The following is a 26,769-nucleotide window of genomic DNA, read 5'->3' on the forward strand; positions in this document are numbered from 1 at the left end:
GCGCCACGACAGAAGAGGCCGCCTCCCCGGGGGCGGAGGAGAGCCCTCGGGGAGGCGGCGGTCAACCCCCTTCGCCATGCCGTGGCATCACCGGGCGGAGGGGGCGGTCATCACGACCCGTAGACGGACTGGATGCCCTGCCGGTCCCAGTCGGTCATGGTCAGGCTGCCGTCGGTGCCGTTGCACTGCGGGTAGTGCATGATCGACGACGAGTCGTAGGGGGTCAGCGGACGCCAGCTGTTGTCCTCGAAGCAGGTGCCGGCCTCGGGGCGCGTGTGCTCGTGGCGGAAGCCGAGGGTGTGGCCGAGCTCGTGGGCCATGATGTTGGACGGCTCCCAGCCGGAGGTGAAGATCTGGCTGGTGTTGACCAGGACGTTCATGTACCGGTCGGAGGAGCTGGGGAAGAAGGCGCGCGCGATGTAGTTGGCCTGCTTGACCGGCTCGACGGAGAAGACGACGTCGCGGTTGCGCGTGGTGCAGTTGCTGTCCTCGGCTGCGACGTGGACGAAGTCGACACCGGAGCTGGCCGACTCCCACTGGGCCGCACCGGACGCCATCGCGGCGGCGACCGCGTCGTGGTCCCCGCGGAACTTGGTGCTCACGCAGTAGGTGAGGTCCCGGGCCTGGCCGGCGCTCCACACGTCGTCCTGGCCGTAGACCTGGTTGACGACGAGGTTGGTGCTGTTGTCCTGCCCCGTCATCGCGTCGTAGAAGTCACGCAGACCGGCCTGCGTGCTCACCGGGATGTCACCGTCGACGATGTACTGCCGGTCGGCGTCCTGGTAGGTGTCGGCGCGGAACTCCTGGTACGAGGGCGGGTCGACGTCCTCGGCCTGGACGGCCGTCGCCGCCCCCATCGAGACGGACGCCGCGATCGCGAGGATGCCGGCAGCGCGGGTGGTGCGCTTCATGTGGTTGTCCCTTCCCTGTGGCGAAGGGGGGAGTGCGGTCGCCTCCCCCGTGGCCCGACGGTAGGGCGCGCAGCACCCTCGAAACTGCCAGCCGCGAGTACGGGAAGGACCACGGCTCCTCACGATTTGGTCAGGAGGTCCGTCGGTGACCGCGCCGATCCAACGGACGTCCTGCGTCGATCAGGCGCTCCGCCCGGCGACCTCGGCGAGGATCTGCAGGGTGCGCACCCGCTGGTCGAGACCCGGCGCGGGGTTGGTGACCATGAGCTCGTCGGCATCGGCGAGCGCCGCGAAGTCCGCGAGCCCGGTCGCCACCTCGTCGGGGTCACCGGCGACGGTGTGGGTGAGCATGTGCTTGGCCTGCTCCCCGACCTGGGTGTCGAGCAGCGCGACGACCATGTCGTCGTCGATGCGTCCGGAGCCGACCCGGCCGGCGAGCATGCGCACCCGGGCGTGCAGGACCTTCTCCTGCGCCGCCTGCGCCGTCGCGGTGTCGTCGGCGGCGATGACGTTCAGTGCCGCGATGACGTGCGGCTCGGCGAGCTGCTCGCTCGGGGTGAACTTCGCGCGGTAGGTGCGCACGGCCTGCTCGAGCGCGTCGGGGGCGAAGTGGCTGGCGAACGCGTACGGCAGCCCGTAGGCGGCGGCGAGCTGGGCGCCGAAGAGCGAGGAGCCCAGGATGTACAGCGGCACGTTCGTCCCGCGTCCCGGGTAGGCGTGGATGCCCTCGATCCGGGTCTCGCCGGAGAGGTAGCCCTGCAGCTCGCGCACGTCGTGGGGGAATGCCTCCGCGGCCCGCGGGTCGGTGCGCAGGGCGCGCATGGTCGCACCGTCGGTGCCGGGCGCCCGGCCGAGGCCCAGGTCGATCCGTCCCGGGTGCAGCTCCGCGAGGGTGCCGAACTGCTCGGCGATGACCAGCGGCGAGTGGTTGGGCAGCATGACGCCACCGGAGCCGACGCGGATGCGCTCGGTGCGGGCCGCGATGTGCGCGATGAGCACCGAGGTCGCGGCGGAGGCGATCCGCGGCATGTTGTGGTGCTCGGCGAACCACAGTCGCTCGAAGGCACCCAGCTCGTCGGCGGTCCGGGCCAGGGTCACGGTCTGGTCCAGCGCCTCGGCGACCGGCTGGTCCCGGGCGACGGTGGCCAGGTCGAGGAGGGACAGAGGAGGGAGCGCGGCACTCATGCCGCCATCGTCTCACCGGCCCCTCGCGGGCCGTGGCGAAGGGGGTGGGTCCGGGTTGTCAGGGGCGGCACCTAATCTCTGGCGCATGGAGATCGGGGACGCACGAGTGCTGGCACGGGAGCTGATGGACGAGCACGGCCTCGAGGACTGGACGCTGGTCCTCGACCGCGCCAAGCGACGGGCGGGGGTGTGCCGCTACTCCGACCGGGCGATCGGCCTGAGCCGGCACCTGACCCGCCTGCACACCCTCGACCAGGTCCGCGACACCGTCCTGCACGAGATCGCGCACGCGCTCGCCGGGCCCGCAGCGGCCCACGGGCCCCGGTGGCGCAGGACCGCGATCGCCGTCGGCGCGAGCCCGCAGCGGTGCCTTCCCGACGACGCGGCCAGGATCCCCGGAAGCTGGCTCGGCACCTGCCCGCGGGGGCACACCGTCGACCGGCACCGACGCCCCTCACGGGTGCTGTCCTGCCGTCGCTGCTGCCCCGGGTTCAGTCCCGACTCGATCTTCGAGTGGACCCACCACGGGGTGCCGACCGACCCCGGTCCGGGTTACCGTCGCGAGCTCGCCGGCATCCTCGCGCGCCGCTGATCCCCGGGTCGGGGATGAATTCCGGCGGCGGCATGGTTGGCTGTGGGTGTGAATGTTCGCGAGATCCTGCCCCCCGGCGTCGACCTGCCCTCCGAGGGCACGGTGACGATGTTCTCCACGACCTGGTGCGGCTACTGCCGTCGGCTGAAGTCGCAGCTGGATCGTGAGGGCATCGGCTACACCGAGATCAACATCGAGAACACCCCCGGCACCGCCGAGCTCGTCGAGGTGGTCAACGGCGGCAACCAGACCGTGCCGACGCTGCTCTTCCCTGACGGCTCGTCGGCCACGAACCCGTCGCTGGCCGACGTGCGCAAGCAGCTGGGTTAACCATGGCCAAGCTCTCCCAACCGACCAGGGCGGCGATCGGGACCAGCCTCGCCGGTGGTGCCCTGTCGGCCCTGTCCAACGCACCGCTGCAGTTCGGACACCTCTTCCGGGGGCGCTTCCCGACCGTGGCGGTGACGGGGATGACCGGTGTCGGCAAGACCCGTCTGGCCGACCGCCTCGCCCGGCGCGCCTCCGTCGAGGCCGCCCTCGACGACGGCTCCGCGACGATGGAGCGCCGCACCCGCAAGACCGCCAAGGGCCGCGGCTTCCGCTTCCGCGTCGTCCCCGGCGACAACGCCGCGACGCGGCTGTCCGCGCTCGACGAGGTCTTCCACGACGACCCGGTCGACGGCGTCCTGCACGTCGTCGCCAACGGCCACGCCACCCCGCGCGGGACCATGCCGGCCGACGCGACGCGCGAGGACCTGCTGGCGGCCGAGCTCGAGGACTTCGCGATCACCTCGCACCGGGTCGCCTCGATGGCCGTGCGCCGGGACAGGCCGATCTGGCTGATCATCGTCGTGACGAAGTCCGATCTCTTCGCCGACGACGTGGACGCCGCCGTCCGGTACTACTCCCCCGGCAGCGGCACCCCCTTCGGCGCCAAGGTCGACGAGCTGCGCTCGCTCGCCGGCGGTGCCCGCCTCTCCGTCGACGTCGTGCCGATGTTCACCGAGGCCGAGGCCACCACCGGCAAGGAGAAGAAGCAGGCCGACCGCGGCTCCGCGCAGCTGATCAGCCGCCTCGAGGCGCGGATGGCCCAGCTCAGCGGCCACGTCTGAGTCAGCAGGAGCTGTGGCCCACGGTCAGCGCTGCGGATACGGTGGCGCCGTGCCCGACCTGCTGCTGATGATCGCCCTGGAGTACACCGCATGAGGCCCCGACGTCGCGCTGTCCTTGGTGCCGGTGGCGCCGCTGTCGTGGCGCTGCTGTCCGGCTGCTCCTCGACGTCGCGGACCGAGGCACCCCAGCCCACAGGCAACGGCTCGCCCAGCCCGGGGACAGAGGGTTCGACTGAGCGACACCCGCCCATGATCCACATCCATGGAGTCGCTCGTCACCCGCGCACCGGTGATCTGCTGCTGGCAACACACCAGGGCTTGTTCCAGCAGGTCGACGGCGACCTCGTCCGCAATGGTCCCGCCATCGATCTGATGGGCTTCGCCATCGACGGCGATGGCACTCTCTACGCCTCCGGGCACCCCGCACCGGGCACCGATCTCCCTCAGCCGGTGGGTCTCATCACCTCACAGGACACGGGTGGCAACTGGCAGATCGCGTCACGAGGAGGACAATCGGACTTCCACGCTCTGAGCGCCGGACCGACTGGCGTCCTCGGCTTCGACGGGACGCTTCGCCACACCCGGGACACCAAGACCTGGACCACACGGGACATCCCTTCGCCCCCACGGGTACTGGCTGCCTCTCCGAGGTCCGGGAGGGTACTGGCCACCACCGAGGCCGGCCTGCTCATCAGCCAGGACGATGGCGCCACGTGGGCCTCCCTCGCCCCACCGGAGACCGCCGTTCTCGCCGCGTGGGCCGACGAGGACACCATCGTGGTCTCCTCGCCCGCAGGACGGATCGCCACCAGTGACGACGCCGGCCGCACCTGGCGTCGTCACCCGAAGAGCATCGGGGCGGCCGAGGCGCTGTGGGCGGGCCGCACTGCTGAGGGGCAGCTGGAGATCATCGCGTCCGTCGAAGGACGCGTGATCAGCACGACGGACGCAGGAACAACGACCCGGGTGCTGATTCAGTGACTCGTGGGCTCTGAGCCCTCGGCGCAGCTGCCGCCCTCGCCCGGGTAGGTGGCGGGCCGAGGGCGGCAACGCTCGGCGGGTCAGGCCAGCGAACTGATCAGGTCACGGCAGGCCCGCTCACAACGCCGGCACGCCTCGGCACAGATGCGGCAGTGCTCATGCATCGAGGCGTGCTCATCGCAGTTGTCAGCGCACGACTTGCAGACCGTCGCACACGCTTCGAGGAGGGCGCGCGTCACGTTGGCGTCATAGCCCGTGTGGCGCGAGAGCGCGGAGCCGGTCGTCGTGCAGATGTCCGCGCAGTCCAAGTTGGTGCGGATGCACTTGGTGAGGTCAGCGACCATGTCCTCACTCAGGCAGGCGTCAGCACAGGCGGTGCAGGTCTGGGCACATTCGAAACAGGCCTGAATGCATTCGGTCAGCTTGGCTCGGTCGATGCCACCCAGATCCTTCGGGTAGGCCTCGAGCATCTGCTCCACGGTGTGCATGGCACTACTCCTTCCATCCGTTGGAACGACGCGGCAACGATCCTGCAGGCGCGTCGACGAGTGCTTGGACTACCCCGGCGAGGTAATCGGAAACTGAATGACCGCGGACGGGGGCCGTCTACCCCAGCGACAGCTCGCGACACCGTCGTTCATGCGAGGACACGCTCGCGGCTCATCCGGACTCATCCGGTGAAGCGCACATACTGTGGGGGGTACGGGTAGAGAGTCCAGCGGAGAAGCATGAGAAGGAGACGGCATGGCGACGACCCCTCGCAGGGTTCAGGCAGCGACGACCGCCGCGGCGGTCATTGCGCTGCTTGCAGGATGCGGCGGCGCGGCAGAGGAGGAGGCAACGCAGTCACCTCACTCGTCGATGACGTCCGGCTCGTCCGAATCGGAGCACGGGTCCGGCGAGGAGATGACCGATCACCAGCCGGATGGTGGACCTCCCCCACAGGGAGCCGAAAGGGCGAGCTCGCCGACGTATCCCGTGGGTACGAGGGTGACGCTGACCGCTGATCACCTGTCAGGGATGAAGGGAGCGGAGGCGAGCATCTCCGGTGCCTTCGACACGACGGCCTACTCCGTCAGCTACACCCCCACAAATGGCGGTGAGCGGGTCACCGACCACAAGTGGGTCGTTCACGAGGAGCTGGAGGATCCCGGCAAGGCGCCCCTCGCGGCCGGCACCGAGATCGATCTGGATGCAGACCACATGACCGGTATGGACGGCGCCGAGGCCACGATCGACCGCTCGACCGACGAGACGGTATACATGGTCGACCTCACGATCGACGGCGAGACGATGACCAACCACAAGTGGTTCGTCGAGAGCGAGATCCAACCGAGGAACTGACGGACCGGGTGGGCCGCGCGCCACCCGCCGGGGCGGTGCAGAGCGCAGGTCGTGGCGCAGGACGCCTTGTAGGGTCGAGCCGATCTGCCACCTCAGGAGAGTTTGCCGACGGAGCGAGAAGGGATGATCGCCGTGCACGGAATCGTGGCCATGGCGCTGGTGGCGACAATCGCAGTGGCGTTCCTCTATGTGCTCCACCGGGCTGTCGGCGTCCTGGCCGATCCGCTGGCCGTGCTCCCTGCACAGTCGGGCTGGTTGCCGCAGGAGCATGCTCTGTCGCGCTTTCATGCACGGTGGTATCCGGCCACGATCGTCTTTCTCGCCTTCGATGTCGAAATGCTCTTCATGTACCCGTGGGCAGTGGTCGTGGCCGAGAAGGGGATCTCGGCGGTCGTCGAGATGTTCCTGTTCCTGGGGGCGCTCCTCATCGCCGTGGTGTGGGCCTGGCGGGAGGGAGCCTTCCGATGGGTGTGACCCGGCTCCTCGCCCGCCTCGCGGTCCGCAGCGCCCGCGTCCTGGTCGTCGAGGCTCCGGGGCAGTGGCTGACGCGCGTCGAGCTCGAGCAACAGATGCTGCGCCGGGGCTGGGGCACGGCATGGACGCCGGCGGACGCTGACGTGCTGGCCGTGTGCGGCGCCCCGGGCCCTGAGCTCGCAGACCTCACGGAACGCCTGTGGGACCAGATGCCCGGCCCACGCGCGCGCGCCGACATCCCCTCGCCCAGCGCCGTCGACGGAGCCCTCGACGCCGCCGCGAGTCTCTTGCTCGACACCTCGTACCACCGGGCAGATGCCCGAGAGCGGGCGCAGAAGCCTCAGGTGACCGAGGACCACGAGGACATGGACCACGAGGACATGGACCACGAGGACATGGACCACGAGGACATGGACCACGAGGACATGGACCACGAGGACATGGACCACGAGGACATGGACCACGAGGACATGGACCACGAGGACATGGACCACGGCGACATGGACCACGGCGACATGGACCACGGCGACATGGACCACGGCGACATGGACCACGGCGACATGGACCACGGCGACATGGACCACGGCGACATGGACCACGGCGACATGGACATGGCCCCCGAGGGGATTGCGTTGGCGGAGGGTGGCGAGGACCGCGACGGTCTCGAGATGGATGTCCTGCATCTGCCACTCGGTCCCGTCCTTCCGTTCTGGCCGGCCGGCCTGGTGTTGCTCTGCTCGCTGCAGGGCGACGTCGTGGTCGACGCCGAGGGGTCCGTCGTCGACGGGCCGGGTGAACTCCCGAGCGGCGGCGAGCCCGAAGCACCGCCTGCATCGGCCATGGCAGCGCGGTGCGACGGAGTCGTTGCGCTGCTGGCGCTCACCGGCGCGGGACGTGCGACCACGTGCGCTCGCAGCGCCAGGGATGCCCTGCTGCGTGATGACCGGCGCGCCGCTCGAGAGGCGATCGAGACGCTGCACCGCACGGTGCGGACGTCATGGCTGCTGCGTTGGTCCCTGCGTGGGGTACTAACGCTCGATCAGTCCGACCTGGCACGCCACGGCCTACCGCAGGGCTGCGGAGGAGACGCCCACGACCGCCTGTCGTCCATGGTGGACAGGCTTCGGACCGAGATCGCGGACGCGGAAGCGGCCTCGGCCGCCAGCCACGCGGTGCCGTGGGAGAAGGTGCCGCAGCTGGTGGTCGGGTTGGAGCTGGCCACCGCGCGGCTGGCGGTGGCCAGTGTGGGGATGGAGCCGTTCCTGGTCGACCAGGGGGTGGGGCATGCCTGACGGTGCCCTGGAGATCGTTCCTGTGTGGTGGGCCGTGCCGGCCGGAGTCATCCTGTGCGCCCTGGCCTACCTTGCCGTCGCGCTGGACGCGCGGCTGTCGGCCCACGAGGACGGCCACGGTGGCGAATGGACCGTGCCGCTGAGTCGCACTGCCCGGCTGCTGCGGCAGCGGCGACGCACCACCCTGGCCGCCGACACCCTGCTGTGGCGGATCGGTGGTGCCGGGATGTTCGTCGGTGCCTTCTTGGTGGTCGCGGTGATCCCCCTGGGCCGGTGGGTGCTGGCCGATCCGCAGGTGGGGATCGTGTGGTTCAACGTCGTCGATGTCATGGTCTGGGCGCTGGTGTGGCTGACCGGATGGGGGGCCAACTCAACCCACGGTCTGGTGGGGGGCTACCGCTTCCTTGCCCATGGACTGGCCTACGAGCTGCCGCTGATGTTCGCCCTCGTGGCTCCGGCGATCGCCGCCAGCAGCCTCGGTGTCGGGGATGTGGTCGCCGCGCAGGACGGCCTGTGGTTCGTGGTGTGGATGCCGGTGGCCTTCGTCATCTACCTGGTGGGCGTGGCCGGGTTCTCCGTGTGGGGCCCGTTCGCCCCCGCGCTGGCAGCAGACATCGCCGGCGGGGTGCTGGCAGAGCTCTCGTCCGTGGACCGCTTGGTCTTCCAGAGCGGGCGCTTCTTCTTCCTGACCGCCGGAGCAGCCTTCTCGGTACCGCTGTTCCTGGGGGGTGGCGCCGGCCCGGTGCTGCCCGGCTGGGCATGGATGCTTGCGAAGACCGTGCTCGTGCTGGCGGTGCTGGTGTGGCTGCGTCGCAGGATTCCGTTGTGGCGCCCGGACCGGTTCATGGAGATCGGGTGGATGGTCCTGCTCCCCGCTGCCGTGGTCCAGGATCTGGTCGTGTCCCTCGTCGTCGTCCGGGGAGGCTGAGGCGTGCTGATCGGTATCGCGTTCTGGATGTTGGCCGTGGTCGCCGTGCTCTCGGGCGTCGCAGTGTTCATGGTGGACTCGATGGCCCGGGCCACGTACGCACTGGCCCTGTCGTTCGTCGCCGTGGGTGTGCAGATCCTGCTGCTGCAGCAGGGCTACCTCGGGCTGATCACGATCCTGATGATGGTGATGGAGATGGCTGTGATGGCCGTCTACATGGTGATGTTCATGGGCATGAATCCTGCACTGATGCCCATGGACATGACCCATGGGAAGAAGACGGCGATCGGCGCATCGGTCGCCGCCTTCGTCCTGCTGGCCGGTGGTGCGCTGCTCATCCCCTGGCCGCAGCAGCGCCGTGGCGCCATCCCCGAGGACCTGACGCACGCGCTCGGTCTGGAGATCATGGGCGAGAAGATGCTCGTCATGGCCGTGATGGGTCCGGTCATGGTCGCAACGATCGTGGCCGGCGTGGTCCTGGCTGCCCATCGCACCCGCTACGACCGATTCGGCGACGACCTGAGCCGCCGACCGGCTGACGATCCTCAGTCCGGGGGGGTGGGCCGATGACTCTCGAAGGCGTGCTGGTGGTGGCGGCCGCACTGTTCTCCGTGGGCCTCTACGGCGCCCTGTCGCAGCAGGTCGTCGTGATGGTGATGATGGGTCTGGAGCTGATGATCAACGGGGTGCTCCTGGCAGCCGCCGGGTTCTGGTTCTTCCTCGCCCCTGACCCTTCCGGGCAGGTCCTGTTGCTGGTGGTGCTGGCCGCGATGACGGTGGAGATGGCCATGGGCTTCGCGGTGGCCACGCTGCTGCATCGCCGGGCGGAGACGGACATGACCGACATGGCCGAGGAGCTCTCCCGATGATCGGCGCCCAGACGGCACTCGTGGCCATGGTGGTGCTCCCGGCCACCGTGGGTGGTGCACTGGCCGTCCTCCGTCCGGGTCGTGGCGCGGCACCCATCGCCCTGATCACCTCGGCGATCATGGTCGCCCTGTCGCTCGTGACTGCCCTGACCCGCCCGACCGTCTCGTACCCCTTCGTCGTCGGTGCGGACTTCGCGCTCGATGTCGACGCCCTCGCCGCGCTGGTCGTGCCGATGATCACCACCGTGACCTTCCTCGTCCTCATCTTCGCGGCCGGGAACATCCGGGAGTCCCGGGGTCGCTTCCACGGGTTGATGCTCATCTTCGCGGCGGCCGCCCTGGTCACTGCGACCGCTGCCAGCATCCCGGCGCTGCTGTTCGCCTGGGAGGTCATGGGCGCGACCTCCTACGCCCTGATCGGCTTCTGGTGGCGAGACCCCGACCGTGTCTCGGCGGGCCTCACTGCCTTCATCACCACTCGCACGGCTGACCTCGGTCTCTACATCAGTGCGGGCGCGGCGTTGGCCGGAGGGGCGGGCATGGCCTTGGCCGACCTGCCGAACGCGCAGGGCTCGTGGCGTCACGTCGCCGCCGCCGGGATCGTGGTGGCGGCACTGGGCAAGGCGGCGCAGCTGCCCTTCTCCTTCTGGCTCTCCGGAGCGATGAAGGGACCCAGCCCCGTCAGTGCCCTGCTGCACTCCGCAGCGATGGTCGCGATGGGCGGATACCTCCTGCTGCGCGTGGAACCCCTGCTGGCCTCCACCGCGTGGGCCGGCCCCCTCACTGCGTGGGCCGGCGTGTCCACGGCGGTGCTCATGGGGGTCGTGGCGTTGGCGCAACGGGAGCTGAAGCAGCTGCTGGCCGCCTCCACGGCCGCCCAGCTGGGTTTCGTGGTGCTCGCCGCCGGCGTGGGCACGGTCAGCGGTGGCGCCGCCCACCTGGTGGCGCACGCCTGGGTCAAGGCTCTGCTCTTCCTGGCCGCGGGCGCATGGCTGACCGCTCTGGGCACCGAGGAGCTGGCGAAGCTACGGGGTGTCGCCCGTCGGTGGCCGGTCGTGGGTGTGACCGCGGGTGTGGCGGCGCTGGCCTTGGCGGGAGTGGCGCCGCTGTCCTTGTGGGCGACGAAGGAGGCCGTGCTCACCGCCGCGCTGAAGTCATCCCCGTGGCTCTACGCGGCGGGGCTACTGGCCGCGGCATTGTCAGCCGCTTACGCCGGCAAGGCACTGTGGGCGATCTGGCGGCGCGACTCCCGCGCGGGAGTCCGGGCTGACGGCACCACGGACGTGAGCACCCTGGAGCAGGCGCCGCTGGTCCTGCTCGCGCTTGGTGCGGCCGTCCTGGGTCTGCTCGTCCTGCCGCCGATCGGTGGCATGCTCGCCGAGGCCGTGGGCGGCCACGGCACGATGCCGGCCGTCGAGCTGGTGGTCTCGGCCGTGATCGCGGTGGTCATCGTGCTGCTGATGCTGCGGCTGCGTGCGCCTGCGCCGCGATGGGCGCTCGGCTGGTTGGGGCTGGCCTCGGCTGCGCAGGCCGTCGTTGTGCGTCCCTCCATGACCGTGGCACGCACTCTGGCCAGGTTCGACGACGATGTCCTGGACAGGAGCGTGCATGCGCTGGCAAGACAGGTCCTGGGGCTGGCGCAGAGGGCGGCGCGTGTCGATGACCTCGTGCTGGACCGGGCGGTGACTGCCTTGACCGGAGCGACCGCGGTCCTGGCGCGTATGGCCGCGCGCGTCGACGACCTTCTGGTCGACGGGGCCGTGGCATCGCTCGCCGGACAGGTCCGCCGCCTCGGGCGGTTGGCTCGGGCTCCGCAGACGGGGGCCATCCACCAGTACTTCCTCCAGACCATCGCCGTTCTCGCCATCGGCGTCGTGGTCTGGTCCGTCTACTCCGTGATGGGTTGAGCATGCTGAGTCTGATCCTCTTTCTTCCCCTGGTCGTCGCCGCGGTCGTCGCTGCGGTCCCCTTGCTGGGCGGCGCCGCCGCTCGGTGGGTGTGGGTAGCGGTGAGCGCCGTCGAGCTGGTGCTCGTCGGCGTGCTCTGGGCCGGTTACGAGGACCCCGGGACGAACGAGCTGGCGTTCGAAGAGCAGGTGCCGTGGATCCCGGGAGTCGGCAGCAGCTACCACGTCGGCGTGGACGGACTGTCGCTGCCGCTGGTGGCCATGACATCGGTCGTCTTCTTTGCATGTGCCGTCTACGCCCTTCGCGACCGGGAACGGCCCCGCGCGCAGACGGCTCTTTTCCTGTTCCTGCAGAGCGTCAGCCTCGGGGTCTTCATGGCCGCCGACCTCATCGTGTTCTTCGTGTTCTTCGATCTGTCCATCGTGGGCATGTACTTCGTCATCGCCGGCTGGGGCCACGGGAACCCCGCCAGATCCGCGCTGAAGTTCTTCCTCTACACCTTCCTGGGATCCCTGGCCCTGCTCCTGGGGTTCATCGGGCTCTACGTGGCCTCGGACCCACACACCTTCGACATCCGTGAGCTCGTCGCGGCCACGCCGCTGGAGGACGACCCGGTGGCAGGAGGCTTCGTCCTGGCAGCGATCCTCGTGGGTCTGGCCGTCAAGACCCCGACCGTGCCGTTCCACACCTGGCTCCCCCCGGCCCACACCGATGCACCGGCCACCGGCTCGGCCGTGCTGGCGGGCGTGCTGCTGAAGATGGGGACCTACGGCTTCGTGCGCATCGCGATGCCGATCCTGCCGGAGGCCTGGCGGGCATGGGCCTGGGTGATCGTGGCGGTCGGCATCATCTCCGTCCTGTACGGAGCGTTCGTGGCGCTGGCCCAGACCAACCTCAAGCGGATGATCGCCTACACCTCCGTGAACCACATGGGTTACATCATCCTCGCCCTGGGTGCGGTCGGCCTCCTCGTCGATGACACCGCGCAGGCCCGTTCGGTCGCCGTGACCGGCGCGGTCGTGCAGATGGTCAGCCATGGCCTGATCACCGCCGCCCTCTTCCTCCTGGCGGGGGTGATGTACACCCGCGCCGGTACCTACGACATGGGTTCCTACGGCGGTCTGGCCACGCCTGCACCGCGTTACGCGACACTGTTCGCCGTGGCGGCCTTCGCCTCGCTGGGCCTGCCCGGGCTGTCCGGGTTCATCGCCGAGTTCCAGATCTTCGCCGGCAGCATCGCAGTCGCCCCGGTCACCGCGATCGCCCTGCCGGGCATCCTCGTCACCGCCGCCTTGTTCCTGCTGGCGCTCCAGCGAGTCTTCACCGGTCCCACGCAGGGCCAGTCACCCGGATTTGCCGACCTGAGCGGCCGGGAGCTGTGGTCGGTCGGTCCGCTGCTTGCCCTGTCCTTGCTCATCGGCGTGATGCCCCAGGTGCTGCTCGGAGTCATCGAGCCGGCGTCCGCTGCCCTGGTCACCCTGGTCGGGAGATAGGGGGTGGACGGATCGATGCAGATGCAACCGGCTCTGCTGCTGCCGGAGATCACCACCCTCATCGGTGGCCTCGTCGTTCTGCTGGGCGGGTCCTTCCTCCCCCGGGACCGCCAGTGGATCGCCCGCGCCGTGGCCGCCCTCGCGCTGCTGGGCGCAGCGGTCGCAGCGGCCCTCGCCATGGCCGGGCCCGCTCAGGCCGCGTTCTCCGGAACCTTTGCGGTGGACGTCGCCACCGGTGCCGCCCGGGTGATCACCGCGCTGACCACACTGCTCATCCTGGGCGTCGCCTCCGGGGAGATCGCTGGCTCGGCCCGCGAGTCCGACACGTACGCGCTGCTGCTCTTCGCCGCCACAGGGGTCATGGTCCTCGCAGGAACCACCGACCTGCTCGTGCTCATCGTCGGATTCCTCCTGGCCAGCATCCCCCTGTACGGGATCGTGGGACTCAGGGGCGGTCGCTCCGGGGCCGAGGCAGCCGTGAAGACCTACCTCATGGGTGCGCTCTCGGGGATCGTGCTCATGCTCGGGGTCACTCTGCTCTACGCCCTGACCGGCGCCACCGACTACGCCGGGCTCAAGGAGGGACTGTCCGCGGCTCCCGATGCAGCCGTTGGCGCCGGTGTGCTGTGTGTCCTCGTCGGTCTGCTCTTCAAGGCCGGTGGGGTGCCCGTCCACTTCTGGGTACCCGACGCCGCCCAGGGCGCCGGTGTCACCGCCGCGACCTTTCTCACCACCGTGCCCAAGGTCGGAGCGCTGGTGGCCATGTATCGGCTCATGGCCATGGTCTCAGCCGGGAACGAGTCCTGGCTGGTCGTCGTGGCGGTACTCGCCACGGCCTCGATGGTCCTGGGGAACCTGGCAGCCTTCTGGCAGCGCGATCCCCGCCGACTGCTGGGCTGGTCGACGGTCTCCCAGGTCGGGTTCCTGCTCGTGCCCGTGGCCGCCGCCGGACGCAGCGATCTTGCCCTGCCCTCCCTCCTCTTCTACCTGGCTGCGTACGCTCTCACCAATGTTGCGGCCTTCGCGGTCACCGCGACGTTTCCCGATCGCCGAGAGCTGGACGACTACCGCGGACTGGTCAGTGCCCGGCCCGGACTCGCGCTGGCACTGCTCGTCGCCCTGCTGGGCCTGGTGGGGACCCCACCGACGGCGGTGTTCGTGGGCAAGCTCGCCACTGCCACCGCGGCCTGGGACGGCGGACACGCATGGCTTGCCCTGATGGTGATGATCAACAGCCTGCTCAGCCTCTTCTACTACCTGCGCTGGTTCGGGCCCGCTCTCGCGCGTTCGGGTGAGCGGGATCGGCAGATCCCGCGAACGGGTGAGGTCGCGGCTTGGCCCGCGGTGACCGCCGTGGTCGCCGCCACCGCGAGCGTGGGGCTCGGGGTCGGCGCCGGACTCCTGTGGTCGGCGTTGGCCGACTCCCTGATGCTCTAGACGAGGCAGCGCTGCTCTGGTCGAGGGAGCGCCGTCGCGGCCTGCACGACACGAGCCCTACCCGGCGGGCTGGCGGGCAGGCCGCTCGATCAGAAGGTGTGCCGCAGCGGGTAGCCGCTGACCCCCTTCGCATCCGTCCTGGTCGCGAGCACGTGGGCGAGCTCGAGCTCGTGGCGCTCGAAGGCGATCCGCGAGCCGGTCATGTACAGCCCCCACACGCGCGCGGTGCCCTCCCCGACCTCCGCGACCGCCTCGTCCCAGTGAGCCGCGAGGTTGCGGTTCCATCCGGCGAGGGTCATCGCGTAGTGCGGGCGCAGGTTCTCGGCGTGCTGGACCTCCAGCCCGGCGTCCTGGGCCGCGGAGAGAACCGTGCCCATGCCGGTCAGCTCCCCGTCGGGGAAGACGTACCGGTCGATGAAGGGCCCGGTCTCGCGACGGTGGTTGTCCGGGCGGGTGATGCAGTGGTTGAGCAGCCTCCCACCCGGGCGCAGCTTGTCTCGCAGTGAGGCGAAGTACGACGGGTAGTTGCGCACCCCGATGTGCTCGGTCAGCCCGATGGAGCTCACCGCGTCGAAGTCGCCCTCCGGCACGTCGCGGTAGTCCATGAACCGCACCTCGGCAAGGTCCCCGAGACCGGCGCGGTCGATGGCCTCCTTGGCCCAGTCGGCCTGTGCCCGGGAGAGGGTGACGCCCAGGGCGCGGACCCCGTACTCCCGCGCGGCGTGCATGACCATCCCTCCCCAACCGCACCCGACGTCGAGCAGCCGCTGACCGGGCTGCAGGTCGAGCTTGCGCGCGATGAGGTCGTACTTGGCGAACTGCGCGTCCTCGAGCGAGGTGTCGGCGGTCGGGAAGAGCGCGCACGTGTAGGTCATCGACGGCCCGAGGACCAGCTCGTAGAAGCGGTTGGACACGTCGTAGTGGTGGCTGATGGCCGCGGAGTCGCGCTGCTTGCTGTGCCGCAACCCCTCGACCACGCGCCGCCAGCGCGGCAGGTGCTCCTGGGACGGGACGGGCGGCGGGTCGAGGTGGCGCCACCCCAGTCCGCGCACCACCTCCAGCGCCTCCGTCGGCCCGGGCATGCGCCACCGCTTCTGGTTGCGCATGGCGCTCATCAGCGGGTAGGGGTCGCCGGGGTTGAAGCCGGTCGCGACGAGGTCGCCCATGACGTACGCCCGCACGACACCCAGGTCCCCCGGCGCGGTGAGCAGGTACGACAGCCCCCGCTCGGTGCGCAGGTCCATGGTGAAGGGAGCATCCGGCGGTCCGGCGGAGCTGCCGTCGTACGCCGTGATGTGCACCGGAAGCTCCTCCGGCACGAAGGACGCCAACGCGTCGGCGATCGCGATCGTGCTCATTGCCTTCCCACCGCTTTCTCGTAGAGGCCGGTCAGCCGGCCGTCGGGGTCGTAGTCCTGTCGTACACGGGCGAGGTTCGCGCCGTCGTAGAGGCGGTCGAAGACCTCCCGGTCGTAGTAGGCCTCGGAGTAGAGGGACTTGTGCCCCCCGAGCTCGTGGACCTTGGCCTCGATGGCGCGGTTGAGCGGGCCGTTGGGCGCGTCGTCCCCGACGGGCACGGTCCCCCAGAAGCCGACGTTGACGTAGGTCACCCCCGGGCGAAGGGGGTAGGTCGGCCAGGTGCGCACCTCGCCGTCGACCTCCCGCAGGCGAAGGGGGCACAGCCAGACCGGACGCATGCCCACCTCGGCGTCGAACCACTCGAGGAACTCCGGCAGCCGGTCGACGGTGACCTCGACGTCCTGGATGACCCGCTCGCGCAGCGGGCGGCCGGCGCGGGCGTCGAGCCGGTCGACGACGTCGAAGCGCCGGTCGAGGCCGATGATCTTGTGGTAGACGTCCGAGCGGCGCCAGCGCCGCGGCCAGACCCGACGGATGCGGGGGTCCTGCACGCCGAAGGCCCCCGAGCACCAGAACCAGTCGGTGTCCCAGCGCCAGAGGTAGTCGTGCATCGTCAGCAGGTCGGTGGTGCGCTGCTGCAGGGAGCGGTAGAAGATCTGCTGGCCGGTGTAGTCGCTCGTCGGCCCGGGCTCGTCGGTCCACGTCGCGAGGGTCAGGTACAGCTCGTCCGGGGAGAAGGCGACGCCGTCGAGCCCGTCCACCCGGGTCCCCTCGTGCTCACCCGCCGCGATGATCTGCTCGACGGCGCCGGCGAGCGCGGTCGCGTCGTGGAAGCGCAGGTGCCGCAGGGCCACCCGCGAGCGGACCGGTTCGAGCTCGATGTGCAGCCGGACGGCGTACCCGAGGGAGCCGTAGGAGTTGGGGAAGGCCGCGAAGAGGTCGGCGTGCTCGCCCTCGGGCGTGGCGGTGACGACCTCGCCGGAGCCGGTGAGGACGTCCATCTCCAGGACGGACTCGTGCGGCAGCCCGTTGCGGAAGCTCGTGGCCTCGATGCCCAGGCCGGTGACCGCCCCGCCGAGGGTGATCGTGCGCAGCTGCGGCACGACGAGCGGGATGAGGCCGTGCGGCAGCGTGGCCGCGACGAGGTCCTCGTAGGTGCACATGCCCTGCACCTGCGCGGTGTGGTTGGTGGCGTCGACCTCGATGACGCTCGTGAGCCCCGAGACGTCGAGCCCGGGCGCGGCCGTGCCGGAGCGCGGCCGGAAGAGGTTCGATGTCTTCTTGGCCAGTCGCACCGGTGAGCCGTGCGGGATCGCCTCGCGCGACCGGACGAGCCGCTCCACGGCCTCGTTGTGCGAGGCCCAGCCAACTACCTGCGCCATACACGCAACTGTAGCCGAGCGGTGTGGGGGCCGACACCCGGTTTCGGCTCCCCCACACCGCAACTGCCTGGGCTCGTGCAGACCAGCGGCCACCTCCCTTCGCAACTGCTTAGGCTCGTGCAGACGAGCGGCCACCTCCCTTCGCAACTGCTTAGGCTCTTGCGAAGTTCGCCACGACCGCGAGAGCGTCGCTCGGCGCCTCCCAGAGCGTGTTGTGGTCCCGCCCGTCGACGACGACCCGGTGCACGTCCGGGATGGCTGCGGCGAGCGCGGCGCTCATCTGCGGCGGCACGAGCGAGTCCTGCGCGCCGTGCACGAGCAGCGTCGGCACGCCGATCCGCGGGGCGAGCGCGTCGGTCTCCCACCGGTCCGGCACGAGGAGGCGCGGGAAGACCCGCACCACCCGACGCACCATCGCCGTCATCGACGTGAAGGGGGAGACGAGGACGAGGCGGCCACCACCTTCGCCGTCGGTGAGGTGGCCGTCCGCGGTGAGGTGGGCCGCGACGGAGGAGCCGAGCGACTCCCCCACCAGCACGGTCTGCGCGGAGGTGAGCCCCTGCTCCCGCAGGTGCGCCAGCCCGTCGGCGGCCGCGGCCAGGATGGCCCGCTGGGTGGTCCGCTGCCCGGCGGCCGGTCCGTAGCCCGGGTACTCCACCGCCGCGAAGCCGAGCCCGTGGTGGGCGAAGAGGCCGGCGAGCGGGCTGACGGAGGCGAGGTCGGAACCGTTGCCGTGCATGTAGACGACCGTTCGACCACCGCTCGGGGCGGGCCGGTGGAGCAGGTGGGTACCGCCCTTCGTCGTCTCGTGCTCCGCACCGTCGTAGGAGGGGACGGGGTAGATCAGGCGCCGCAGCATCACGCCTCCGAGCGAAGGGGGGCCACCGGCGCCCCGTCACCGAGGTCCGGGTCGGGCAGCACGCCCTCCTCGTCGAGCAGGCGCACCTCGTGCCCCTCGAGCCGCAGTCGACGCAGGCACTCCAGCAGCATCCGGCGGGCGACATTGCGCACGGAGTGCACCCGGGAGAGGTCGAAGGCGACGATGCGCTCGTCCGGCGGGTTCGCCGAGATCCGCTCGACGACCCGCTCCGCTCCGGAGAAGCCGATCGTGCCGGCGAGCTCGTAGATGCGCACGAGGTCCTCGCCCACGCGCTCCACCCGTGAGGAGTGCATGACCGCCCGCGCCGGCGGGGCCACGGCCATGAGGTGCAGGCCCATGTCGCGGGAGAGCCGCTCGAAGGTCTCCACGCCACGCACGCTGTTGCCGTGGCCGTCCAGGCGCGGGGAGAACGAGGCGATGCCGACCTGACCGGGCAGGGTGCCGATGATGCCGCCGCCGACCCCGCTCTTGGCGGGGATGCCGACGGAGGAGGCCCAGTCCCCGGCCGAGTCGTACATGCCGCAGGTGAGCATGACCGACAGCACGTGCCGCACGAGGGGCGGCTCGTAGATCCGCTCACCGGTGACCGGTTGGACGCCGCCGTTGGCGAGGGTCGCGGCCATGGCGGCGAGGTCGCGGGTCGTGACGTTGATGGCGCACTGGCGGGTGTAGGACTCGATGACCTCCCCGGCCGGCTCGGTGATGGTGCCGTGGTTGCGCAGCATGTGGATGATCGCGAGGTTGCGGTCGCTCGTCGCGAGCTCGGACCGCCAGACCTTCTCGTTGACCGTCAGCTCGCGGCCGGCGAGGGCGGACAGGTGCGCCCGGATCTGCTCGAAGCGTTCCTCCGGGTCGGCACCGTCGCCGATGAGCGTGTGCGCGGTGATCGCTCCGGCGTTGATCATCGGGTTGCTCGGCCGGCCGGTACCCGGCTCGAGCGAGAGCTCGTCGAAGGGGTCGCCGGAGGGCTCGACGTCGATCGTGTCCAGCACCGCCTCCAGCCCGTGCTCCCGGATCGCCAGGCCGTAGACGAAGGCCTTGGAGATCGACTGGATCGTGAACTCGACGTCGCTGTCCCCGACCGCGTAGACGGTGCCGTCGAGCGTGGCCAGGGCGACTCCGAACCGATCAGGGTCGACCGATGCCAGCTCGGGGATGTAGGAGGCGGGCGCACCCCCGCGGTTGGGGGTGCATGCTGCCGCGACCTCCTGGAGGTAGTCGGGTACCGGGTTCTCCATGCGCCCGATCGTGTCACGACGCGTCGGTCTCGTCCCCGATGACTGCCCGGGCGACGACCTCCCGCGCGACGGAGGGCCCTCCCGTATGCCAACGGCACTGGGCCCACCGCCCGGCGCCCCGTAGTTACGCGCGGGTACGACGTGCACTTGCGGGATGCACCGAATCACGAACCCCGGAAAGCAAAGGCTTCCCCGGTGAACGCCGGGACAAGTGGTGGTCGTACCCGCGCGTAACATCGGCCGCTCCCGCCTCAGGCGAGCGGCAGCCCGATCAGAAGATCGACTCGACCCACCCCGGGTGGTCGACGAAGGGGTTGCGGTTGCCCTGCCAGTTGGCGAAGATCCGCTCGTTGCGACGCTCCTCGAATGCGCTCGGCGGATCGACCTCGTTCCACTGCTTGAGCGTCGAGAGCTTGCCCAGGTAGGGGACGGAGCCGTTGTCGACCTGGTCGTTGACCTCGAGGTCGGCGAAGCCGTCGCCCCCCTCGTAGCGGACGGCCATGTAGAAGACCATCCGCGCGACATCGCCCTTGACCGCATCGCGCGGCTCCCACGAGTCCGAGTCGTGGTAGCTGCCGGTGGCCTCGTCGTGGGGCTCGCCGCCGTCGTCGAAGTCGAGGTTGCCGCGGGAGGAGTTGACGGTCGTGTCGGTGGGCCGCAGGTGGTGCAGGTCCGTCCCCGGCCCCATGGTCGTGCCGAGGTCACCGTGGCTCTTGGGCCACACGTGCTCGCGGTTCCAGTTGTCGACGCCGCCCCCGTTGTTGGACTTCGGGGAGGACTCGCCGGAGTACAGCAGGATGACGTCGCCCGTGCTCTGCGGGTTCTCGTCGACGTCCTTGATGCCCTCCCAGACGTCGTCGTAGCTCAGGACGGTCTGGTTGCTGATGATCCGGTTGAGCTCGGCACGCAGCGCCTCGCCGGTCAGGCCCTCGGTGCCGTCGTAGTAGCCGCCCGGATCCGGGTCGCCCGGGTCGCCGGGGTCACCGGGGTCGCCCGAGCCGTCGACGAGCTCGATCGAGCCGGTGTCCTTCAGCCCGCCGTGGGCGAAGTAGGACTCCAGGTCACCGGTGACGTCCACCTGCTCGCCGAGGTTGTCGGGGTTGGTCTGCAGGCCCCACTGCGAGCGCAGCGTCGAGGGGACCTGCACGTAGAGCATCCGCGAGGTGTCGGTCTCGCCCGGGCTCGCCGCGATCGCGATCGCGTAGTCGTTCGGGAAGTCGCTCGTGACCACCCGCTCGCTCGAGACCGGTTGACCCACGACGTACCCACGCACCGTCTGCGTGCTCCCGTCCTGCCGCACCAGGGCCTCGGCGACGGTGAGTGGCGTGGCGACTGCCGCAGAGGCCGTGGCACTCGGCGCGGTGACCGCCGAGGTCGGAGCGGCCGCGGCGACCGGGCCGGTGAGCAGGACGGCTGCACCGGTGGCGGCGAGCAGGCGGAGACGACGGGGTGTCATGGGGCGACCTCGGGGACGACGAAGGGGGTGGGCCACCACTCATCGTGGCGGCCCACCCCCTTCGCGCGGGTGAACGGTGGGTCAGGACTCCGTCCCGATATGACCCTCAGATGGTCGCGGCGTCGATGACGAAGCGGTAGCGCACGTCGGAGGCGACGACGCGGTCCCAGGCCTCGTTGACCTTCTCCGCGGGGATGACCTCGATCTTGGCGCCGATGCCCTTCTCCGCGCAGAAGTCGAGCATCTCCTGGGTCTCGGGGATGCCGCCGATGTTGGACCCGGCGAGGGACTTGCCGCCCATGATCAGCGAGAAGGCCGGCACGTCGAAGGGCTCGACCGGGCCGCCGACGTTGACCACGGTGCCCTCCGGGGCGAGCATCGACAGGTACTTCTTCATCGGCAGCTTCGCGCTGACCGTGTTGAGGATCAGGTCGAACTTCCCGCGCAGGTCGGTGAAGGTCTCCTCGTCACTCGTCGCGCGGTAGTCGACGGCCCCGAAGGCCAGCCCGTCCTCCTGCTTCTTCAGCGACTGGGACAGCACGGTCACCTCGGCGCCGAGCGCGACGGCGAGCTGCACGCCCATGTGGCCGAGCCCGCCGAGGCCGACGACGGCGACCTTCGTGCCCTCGCCGACGTGCCAGCGGCGCAGCGGCGACCAGGTGGTGATGCCGGCGCACAGCAGGGGCGCGGCGACGTCGAGCTCCAGTCCGTCGGGGATGCGCAGCACGAAGTCCTCGGTGACCACGACGTGCGTCGAGTACCCGCCCTGGGTGATCGTGCCGTCGCGGTCGGTCGCGGCGTAGGTGCCGATCTGCTCCGGGCAGTACTGCTGGTTGCCCGCCTTGCAGGCGTCGCACTCACCGCAGGAGTTGACCAGGCAGCCGACGCCGACGCGGTCCCCGACGGCGTGGCTGGTCACCGCGGAGCCGACCTCGGCGACGGTGCCGGCGATCTCGTGGCCGACGACGAGCGGGTAGGGGACCTCGCCCCACTCGCTGCGGGCGGTGTGGATGTCGCTGTGGCAGATGCCGGCGTAGGCGATCTCGATGAGGACGTCGTGCTCGCCGAGGTCACGGCGCTCGATGGTCGTCGGGGTCAGGGGTTCGGTGGCGGAGGGGGCCGCCCAGGCCTTCACGGTGCGCACGGGTGCGCTCCTCTCGTGGACGAAGGGGGTTCCCGCCCAGTCAACTCCTCACCCGCGTCATCGGCAAACCGCGTCGGCGCCACCTACAGCGAGGCGAGCACCAGGGTCGCCGCGAAGACGACACCCGTGATGACGAGCGTCACGGTGGTGAACCCCATGACGTCGCGGATGCGCAGCCGCGCGATCGCGAGCATCGGCAGCGCCCAGAACGGCTGGATCATGTTCGTCCACTGGTCTCCGTAGGACACGCCCATGACGACGATCGCCGGGTCGACACCGAGCTGCTTGGCGGCGTCGAGGAAGATCGGCGCCTGGATCGCGAACTGGCCACCACCCGAGGGCACGAAGACGTTGACGATGCCACCGGCGAGGAAGGCCCACAGCCCGAGGGTCGAGTCGGTGGAGATGGAGACGAAGAAGTCCGCGAGGATCGTGACCAGCCCGGTGGCGGTCATGATGCCCATGATCCCGGCGTAGAGGGGGAACTGCACGAGGATCTCGCCGACGTTCGCGGCGGCCTTGCTGACCAGCTGACCGAGCTCTCGCGCGTTGCGCACGAGCAGCAGCACGAGGCAGAGGAAGGTCCAGTTGACGATGTCCAGCGTGAGCGCCATCCCCTCCTGGGCGAAGTAGACGACGAGGTAGGCCAGCAGGAAGAGGCCGATGACGAGCGTCACGCCGCGGGAGGTGTCGATGCGGTCGGCCGGGGTCGAGCCCTCCGTCGTCTCGATGGGGTCGTTGCCCTGCGCGTCCTCGAGCGAGGCCCCCTTCGGCAGCTCGACGATGCGGTCGTCCCTGCTCGGGGCCATGAGCATCATCGCGCCGACGACGACCACCACGGTCGCCACCGCACCGATGATGTTCCACGAGGCGAAGATCGTCTCGCTGACGGGGATGGTGCGCCCGATCTGCTCCTCGACGAAGCTGCCGGGGGTCGCGGCCGCCAGCGGGCCCGAGCCGGAGTAGCCCATGTGCCAGACGACGAAGCCGGAGTAGCCGGCGGCGACGAGCAGCGGGTAGTGCAGCCGGATGCCACGGTCACGACCGACGCGGGCCACCTCGATGGACAGCAGGGCGGCCACCACGAGCCCCAGTCCCCAGGTGAAGAGCGAGGCCACCGCGGCGCAGAGGGCGACGAAGCCGTATGCCTGCGCCGGGGTGCGCGGCACCCGGGCGAGGCGCTCGAGGAGCCGCCGCACCGGCCCGGTGTTGGCGAGCATGTAGCCCAGGAGCAGCACCAGCGCCATCTGGGTCATGAAGGCCAGCAGACCGGTCAGCCCGTCACCCCACGCCCTGACCACCTCGGTCGGGCCGCTGTCGGTGGCCAGCAGCGCCCCCACCGCGACGATGGCCGTGAGGACGACCGCGAAGACGAAGGCCGTGGGCAGGTACCGCTCGGCGAGACGGACCAGCGGCCGGGAGACGACCTTGAGCATGACGGGGCTCCTGTGTCTGGTGTGGCGTGGACCACCACAGGCTAGGACAGGCGATCCTGCGTCAGGGGCCGGGCGCGACCAGCAGCCGCAGCAGGGGCGCGGCGTCGGCGGGCAGGTCGGCGGCGGGGTCGAGCCAGCGCACCTCCTCGATCTCGGCCGCCGGCACCACCTCCGGCCGGGAGCGCCCCGTCAGGTGCGGGTGGCTGAAGACGCTGGCGATGAGCGGGCGGCCCGCCTCGTTGGCGGCCGCGGTGCGGTGCACCGCGACGAGGTCGAGCAGCTCCGGCTCGAGCACCAGCCCCAGCTCCTCCTCGACCTCGCGCACCGCACACCGCTCCGGCGCCTCGCCCGGCTCCGGCTTGCCGCCCGGGTGCATGAAGGAGGTCGTCCCCTTCTTGCGGACGGTCAGCACGTGCCCGTCCGCGTCCTCGAGCACGACGGCGCTGACGACGATCGCGTCACCGACGTCGCGCGGGCGGTCCGACGCCAGGGCGGCGTAGGCGAGGGAGTCAGTCCATTCCCCCTTGCTCCACCAGTCCTGCCGCCCCCGGGTCTCCAGACGCATCCCGAGGCGCTCGCACAGGGCCGCCGAAGCAGTGTTGCGCGCGTCCATCTGCGCGCTGATGCGGTGCATCCCGTAGTGGGCGAAGCCGGCTTCGAGGACCGCGGCCGCCGCCTCCGTCGCGAAGCCGCGCCCCGCGACGTCCGGGTGGAAGGTCCAGCCGATCTCCCCCTTCGCCCCGGTCTCGTCGGTGGCCCACAGGGCGACGTCGCCGATGACCCGGCCCTCGTGCTCGACGACGAGGGCGAGGGCGCGCGTCGGCGTCTCGATACCGGTGCGCGCGAGGCGCTTGGCGAGGTCCTCGCGACCCGACTCCCGCGACCACGGGTGGGTCAGGAGATAGCGCGCGACGTCTGGGATCGAGTAGTAGGCCAGCAGGGCGTCGAGGTCCGACTCGGCATGAGGACGCAGGATCAGTCGCTCGGTGCGGATCGGCAGGAAGGGGGTGGGCACGGCGTTCAGGATGCCCGCCGGAGGGGCGGTCGGTCACGTCCGCATCCGGGCGTTCCGCCCACCGCCGCTCGGCCCGAGTCCCCCGGCATAGCGCATCCGGAGCGAACCTGACCGTTACCTGAGTGCGGCGTTCAGATTTCTTGACCCCACCGTGACCATTTCGTGTCCTGATGGGCTAGTCTCAACTTCGCCACCGCATCCAGCGGAGGCGCGGTGTGGTCGCCGAGCCCTGCCACCCACACCGGCACTGCACAAACAGGAAGTGGCAGGAACGGGGGACCCAGGACCTCTGGCCGACAGGCCTCGGGGTGAAGTCTCCGGCCCGGACACCCGGGCCACGGACGGGATGTCTCCATCCCAACCCGACAGCTAACCCCGTAGGCGCAGGAGAGCACGATGACCCAGTTCTATGCCGGTCGCCACCGCGCGCCGCAGCAGCCCACCGTCCGCAAGACCGGCCTGAGCATCGCCGCCGCCGCAGCGCTCAGCCTCACGGCCCCCGCCCTGCTCACCACCGGCAGCGCCTCCGCGGCGCCGGCCACCGTGAGCGCGCCGTCGGTCAAGAGCACGCCGAGCACCTTCTCCGACATCGTCGGCTACGGCGACCGCGGCTCCGTGGTGCGCGCGATCCAGCGCGTCGTCGGCACCAGCGTCGACGGCATCTTCGGCCCCGCGACGCTCGCCGCCGTCAAGGACTACCAGGCCGACAACGGCCTGGCCGTCGACGGCGTCGTCGGCCCGCGCACCGGCTCCGAGATGGGCCTGGGCGGCTCGACCTCCAGCACCTCGACCCGCGTCGCGAGCAGCACCTCGAACTTCACCGGCGTCGTCCGCTACGGCGACCGCGGCTCGCTCGTGCGCGAGGTCCAGCGCGCCGTCGGCACCAGCGTCGACGGCGTCTTCGGCCCCGCGACGCTCTCGGCCGTCAAGCGCTTCCAGGCCGACAACGGCCTGGCCGTCGACGGCGTCGTCGGCCCGCGCACCGGCTCGGCCATGGGCCTGCAGGGGTCGACGTCCTCCTCGCCCACCCGCGCCTCGCGCACGGCCACCCGCACCGCGATCTCCAGCAACAGCTCGGTCCTCGGCACCGCGGCGAGCCTCGTCGGCACCCCGTACCGCTACGGCGGCACGACCCCCTCCGGCTTCGACTGCTCCGGCTTCACCCAGTACGTCTTCGCCAAGCACGGCATCTCCCTGCCGCGTACGGCCGAGCAGCAGCGACAGGCCGCCACGCGCGTCTCCTCGCCGCAGCCGGGTGACCTCGTCTTCTTCGGGGCCCCCGCGTACCACATGGGCATCTACGCCGGGAACGGCATGATGTACGACTCCGGCAACTCCCGCGTGCCGGTCTCCAAGCGCGCGATCTGGACCTCGAACGTGACCTACGGTCGCGTCTGATCCACCCCCGACGACGACGGGCCCCGACCACCACGGTCGGGGCCCGTCGTCGTCCGCAGCCATGAGTCCCCGGACGAGAGGGCACGGGGGCTCCGTGGGCGCAGGTCGCCCAGCGACCGTGACCCCCGGACGTCGGCCTAGGCTGGTGAGCGATGCCCACCGACGCTGCGGAGACGACATGAGCGGGACACCCAAGCTGTCCGACGAGTCCCTGCGGCACTTCGCCCGGATCCGCGAGGACTTCACCCGGATGATGCTCGGCTACCGCTTCGGCATGGAGCAGGTGGCCACCCGGCTGGACATCCTGCGCGAGGAGTTCACCGAGCTGCACCAGGACAACCCGATCGAGCACATCTCAAGCCGCCTGAAGAGCCCGGAGAGCATCATCGCCAAGGCCGCCCGGCAGGGCGTGGAGCTGGAGATCGAGGCCCTGCGCGCAGGCATCACCGACATCGCCGGCATCCGCGTGGTCTCCCCCTTCGTCGCCGACCTCTACCGGCTGGTCGACTCGCTCACCGCGCAGCCCGACATCACGGTGCGCACCGTCAAGGACTACGTCGCCCGGCCCAAGCCCAACGGCTACCGCTCCCTCCACCTCATCCTCGAGATCCCCGTCTTCCTGTCCTCGGGACCCGTGCAGGTCCCCGTGGAGGTGCAGTTCCGGACGGTCGCGATGGACTTCTGGGCGAGCACGGAGCACAAGATCTTCTACAAGTACGAGGGTGACGTCCCCTCCGGCCTGCGCCGGCGGATCACCGAGGCGGCCGCGACCGCGGCCCGCATGGACGAGGAGATGGCCGACCTGCTGCGAGCGGTCCACGGTGACGCCGAGGGCAGCCCGGTCGAGGGCCGGGTCCACGACCGCGAGCGCCGCTGACGAGAAGTCACCCGACGAGGGCCTGTCGTTACCATTTCGTGACCTTATGGCTTACGGTGG

26 protein-coding genes and 1 riboswitch are annotated in these 26,769 nt (G+C 70.4%); of the genes, 15 read left to right on the forward strand and 11 right to left on the reverse strand.

Going from position 1 to position 26,769, the window contains the following annotated elements; translation table 11 throughout:
• Nucleotides 1-110 precede the first annotated feature (110 nt).
• Together PVE36_RS15075 and PVE36_RS15080 are read right to left on the reverse strand one after the other, a co-directional pair.
• On the reverse strand, nucleotides 111-911 hold the full coding sequence (locus PVE36_RS15075) for a reprolysin-like metallopeptidase (RefSeq protein WP_277453481.1): 801 nt from the start codon (nucleotides 909-911) through the stop codon (nucleotides 111-113).
• A gap of 180 nt (nucleotides 912-1,091) precedes the next feature.
• Nucleotides 1,092-2,096 (reverse strand): LLM class flavin-dependent oxidoreductase, encoded by a 1,005-nt coding sequence (locus PVE36_RS15080; RefSeq protein WP_277453482.1) that lies wholly within the window; start codon nucleotides 2,094-2,096, stop codon nucleotides 1,092-1,094.
• Nucleotides 2,097-2,181: 85 nt separating this feature from the next.
• On the opposite strand from PVE36_RS15080, the gene PVE36_RS15085 reads away from it, so the two are divergent.
• From PVE36_RS15085 to PVE36_RS15100, 4 genes are all read left to right on the forward strand, one after another.
• Complete coding sequence (locus PVE36_RS15085) at nucleotides 2,182-2,688, forward strand: SprT-like domain-containing protein (RefSeq protein WP_277453484.1); 507 nt, start codon at nucleotides 2,182-2,184, stop codon at nucleotides 2,686-2,688.
• A gap of 108 nt (nucleotides 2,689-2,796) precedes the next feature.
• Complete coding sequence (locus PVE36_RS15090) at nucleotides 2,797-3,018, forward strand: mycoredoxin (RefSeq protein ID WP_277455870.1); 222 nt, start codon at nucleotides 2,797-2,799, stop codon at nucleotides 3,016-3,018.
• 2 nt (nucleotides 3,019-3,020) lie between these two features.
• Nucleotides 3,021-3,800 carry a GTPase domain-containing protein gene (locus PVE36_RS15095; RefSeq protein WP_277453486.1) on the forward strand — a complete coding sequence of 260 codons (780 nt, stop codon included), beginning with the start codon at nucleotides 3,021-3,023 and terminating at the stop codon, nucleotides 3,798-3,800.
• 249 nt (nucleotides 3,801-4,049) lie between these two features.
• Nucleotides 4,050-4,781, forward strand: coding sequence for a F510_1955 family glycosylhydrolase (locus PVE36_RS15100; RefSeq protein ID WP_277453487.1), 732 nt, complete (start codon nucleotides 4,050-4,052; stop codon nucleotides 4,779-4,781).
• An 80-nt stretch (nucleotides 4,782-4,861) separates the two neighbouring features.
• Here PVE36_RS15100 and PVE36_RS15105 read toward each other — a convergent pair whose 3' ends face one another.
• A complete protein-coding gene (locus PVE36_RS15105; protein WP_277453488.1) occupies nucleotides 4,862-5,269 on the reverse strand; it encodes a four-helix bundle copper-binding protein in 408 nt (135 codons plus the stop codon).
• A gap of 256 nt (nucleotides 5,270-5,525) precedes the next feature.
• Here PVE36_RS15105 and PVE36_RS15110 point away from each other — a divergent pair, with 256 nt between their 5' ends.
• From PVE36_RS15110 to PVE36_RS15150, 9 genes are all read left to right on the forward strand, one after another.
• Nucleotides 5,526-6,125 (forward strand): YdhK family protein, encoded by a 600-nt coding sequence (locus PVE36_RS15110; protein WP_277453489.1) that lies wholly within the window; start codon nucleotides 5,526-5,528, stop codon nucleotides 6,123-6,125.
• Between the two features lie 123 nt (nucleotides 6,126-6,248).
• Nucleotides 6,249-6,599, forward strand: a complete 351-nt coding sequence (locus tag PVE36_RS15115) for an NADH-quinone oxidoreductase subunit A (RefSeq protein WP_277453490.1) — start codon at nucleotides 6,249-6,251, stop codon at nucleotides 6,597-6,599.
• Nucleotides 6,590-7,891 (forward strand): hypothetical protein, encoded by a 1,302-nt coding sequence (locus tag PVE36_RS15120; protein ID WP_277453491.1) that lies wholly within the window; start codon nucleotides 6,590-6,592, stop codon nucleotides 7,889-7,891. Before PVE36_RS15115 ends, PVE36_RS15120 begins: the two co-directional genes overlap by 10 nt.
• On the forward strand, nucleotides 7,884-8,819 hold the full coding sequence (locus PVE36_RS15125; RefSeq protein ID WP_277453494.1) for a complex I subunit 1 family protein: 936 nt from the start codon (nucleotides 7,884-7,886) through the stop codon (nucleotides 8,817-8,819). The genes PVE36_RS15120 and PVE36_RS15125 overlap by 8 nt, the downstream gene beginning before the upstream one ends.
• 3 nt (nucleotides 8,820-8,822) lie before the next feature.
• A complete protein-coding gene (locus PVE36_RS15130) occupies nucleotides 8,823-9,389 on the forward strand; it encodes an NADH-quinone oxidoreductase subunit J (RefSeq protein ID WP_277453495.1) in 567 nt (188 codons plus the stop codon).
• Nucleotides 9,386-9,688 carry an NADH-quinone oxidoreductase subunit K gene (locus tag PVE36_RS15135; protein ID WP_277237957.1) on the forward strand — a complete coding sequence of 101 codons (303 nt, stop codon included), beginning with the start codon at nucleotides 9,386-9,388 and terminating at the stop codon, nucleotides 9,686-9,688. Before PVE36_RS15130 ends, PVE36_RS15135 begins: the two co-directional genes overlap by 4 nt.
• Entirely contained in the window at nucleotides 9,685-11,595 is a 1,911-nt protein-coding gene (locus PVE36_RS15140) for a proton-conducting transporter membrane subunit (RefSeq protein ID WP_277453498.1), read from the forward strand. The genes PVE36_RS15135 and PVE36_RS15140 overlap by 4 nt, the downstream gene beginning before the upstream one ends.
• Nucleotides 11,596-11,597: 2 nt before the next feature.
• Nucleotides 11,598-13,088: an NADH-quinone oxidoreductase subunit M gene (locus tag PVE36_RS15145; protein WP_277453500.1), complete on the forward strand. Its 1,491-nt coding sequence runs from the start codon at nucleotides 11,598-11,600 to the stop codon at nucleotides 13,086-13,088.
• Between the two features lie 15 nt (nucleotides 13,089-13,103).
• Nucleotides 13,104-14,525 (forward strand): NADH-quinone oxidoreductase subunit N, encoded by a 1,422-nt coding sequence (locus PVE36_RS15150; RefSeq protein WP_277453501.1) that lies wholly within the window; start codon nucleotides 13,104-13,106, stop codon nucleotides 14,523-14,525.
• 89 nt (nucleotides 14,526-14,614) lie between these two features.
• Here PVE36_RS15150 and PVE36_RS15155 read toward each other — a convergent pair whose 3' ends face one another.
• The 8 genes from PVE36_RS15155 to PVE36_RS16270 form a co-directional block, all read right to left on the reverse strand.
• Nucleotides 14,615-15,883: a cyclopropane-fatty-acyl-phospholipid synthase family protein gene (locus PVE36_RS15155; protein WP_277453503.1), complete on the reverse strand. Its 1,269-nt coding sequence runs from the start codon at nucleotides 15,881-15,883 to the stop codon at nucleotides 14,615-14,617.
• A complete protein-coding gene (locus PVE36_RS15160; protein WP_277453504.1) occupies nucleotides 15,880-17,265 on the reverse strand; it encodes an FAD-binding oxidoreductase in 1,386 nt (461 codons plus the stop codon). The genes PVE36_RS15155 and PVE36_RS15160 overlap by 4 nt, the downstream gene beginning before the upstream one ends.
• A gap of 151 nt (nucleotides 17,266-17,416) precedes the next feature.
• Nucleotides 17,417-18,124, reverse strand: coding sequence for an alpha/beta hydrolase (locus PVE36_RS15165; protein ID WP_277455871.1), 708 nt, complete (start codon nucleotides 18,122-18,124; stop codon nucleotides 17,417-17,419).
• A complete protein-coding gene (locus PVE36_RS15170) occupies nucleotides 18,124-19,383 on the reverse strand; it encodes a glutaminase (protein WP_277453506.1) in 1,260 nt (419 codons plus the stop codon). Before PVE36_RS15170 ends, PVE36_RS15165 begins: the two co-directional genes overlap by 1 nt.
• 271 nt (nucleotides 19,384-19,654) lie before the next feature.
• Complete coding sequence (locus PVE36_RS15175) at nucleotides 19,655-20,839, reverse strand: endonuclease (protein WP_277453507.1); 1,185 nt, start codon at nucleotides 20,837-20,839, stop codon at nucleotides 19,655-19,657.
• A 106-nt stretch (nucleotides 20,840-20,945) separates the two neighbouring features.
• Complete coding sequence (locus tag PVE36_RS15180) at nucleotides 20,946-21,983, reverse strand: NAD(P)-dependent alcohol dehydrogenase (RefSeq protein WP_277453508.1); 1,038 nt, start codon at nucleotides 21,981-21,983, stop codon at nucleotides 20,946-20,948.
• Nucleotides 21,984-22,066: 83 nt separating this feature from the next.
• Nucleotides 22,067-23,419 carry a TIGR00366 family protein gene (locus PVE36_RS15185; RefSeq protein WP_277453510.1) on the reverse strand — a complete coding sequence of 451 codons (1,353 nt, stop codon included), beginning with the start codon at nucleotides 23,417-23,419 and terminating at the stop codon, nucleotides 22,067-22,069.
• 61 nt (nucleotides 23,420-23,480) lie between these two features.
• Entirely contained in the window at nucleotides 23,481-24,434 is a 954-nt protein-coding gene (locus tag PVE36_RS16270; protein WP_346780597.1) for a GNAT family N-acetyltransferase, read from the reverse strand.
• A gap of 229 nt (nucleotides 24,435-24,663) precedes the next feature.
• Nucleotides 24,664-24,833: riboswitch (cyclic di-AMP (ydaO/yuaA leader) on the forward strand.
• Here PVE36_RS16270 and PVE36_RS15200 point away from each other — a divergent pair.
• Nucleotides 24,831-25,832 (forward strand): NlpC/P60 family protein, encoded by a 1,002-nt coding sequence (locus PVE36_RS15200; RefSeq protein WP_277453511.1) that lies wholly within the window; start codon nucleotides 24,831-24,833, stop codon nucleotides 25,830-25,832. Its footprint overlaps the riboswitch before it by 3 nt.
• Nucleotides 25,833-26,010: 178 nt before the next feature.
• Nucleotides 26,011-26,709, forward strand: coding sequence for a GTP pyrophosphokinase family protein (locus PVE36_RS15205; protein WP_277453512.1), 699 nt, complete (start codon nucleotides 26,011-26,013; stop codon nucleotides 26,707-26,709).
• Nucleotides 26,710-26,769: the final 60 nt, after the last annotated feature.

This window comes from Janibacter sp. DB-40 (assembly GCF_029510815.1).
Classification (GTDB): Bacteria; Actinomycetota; Actinomycetes; order Actinomycetales; family Dermatophilaceae; genus Janibacter.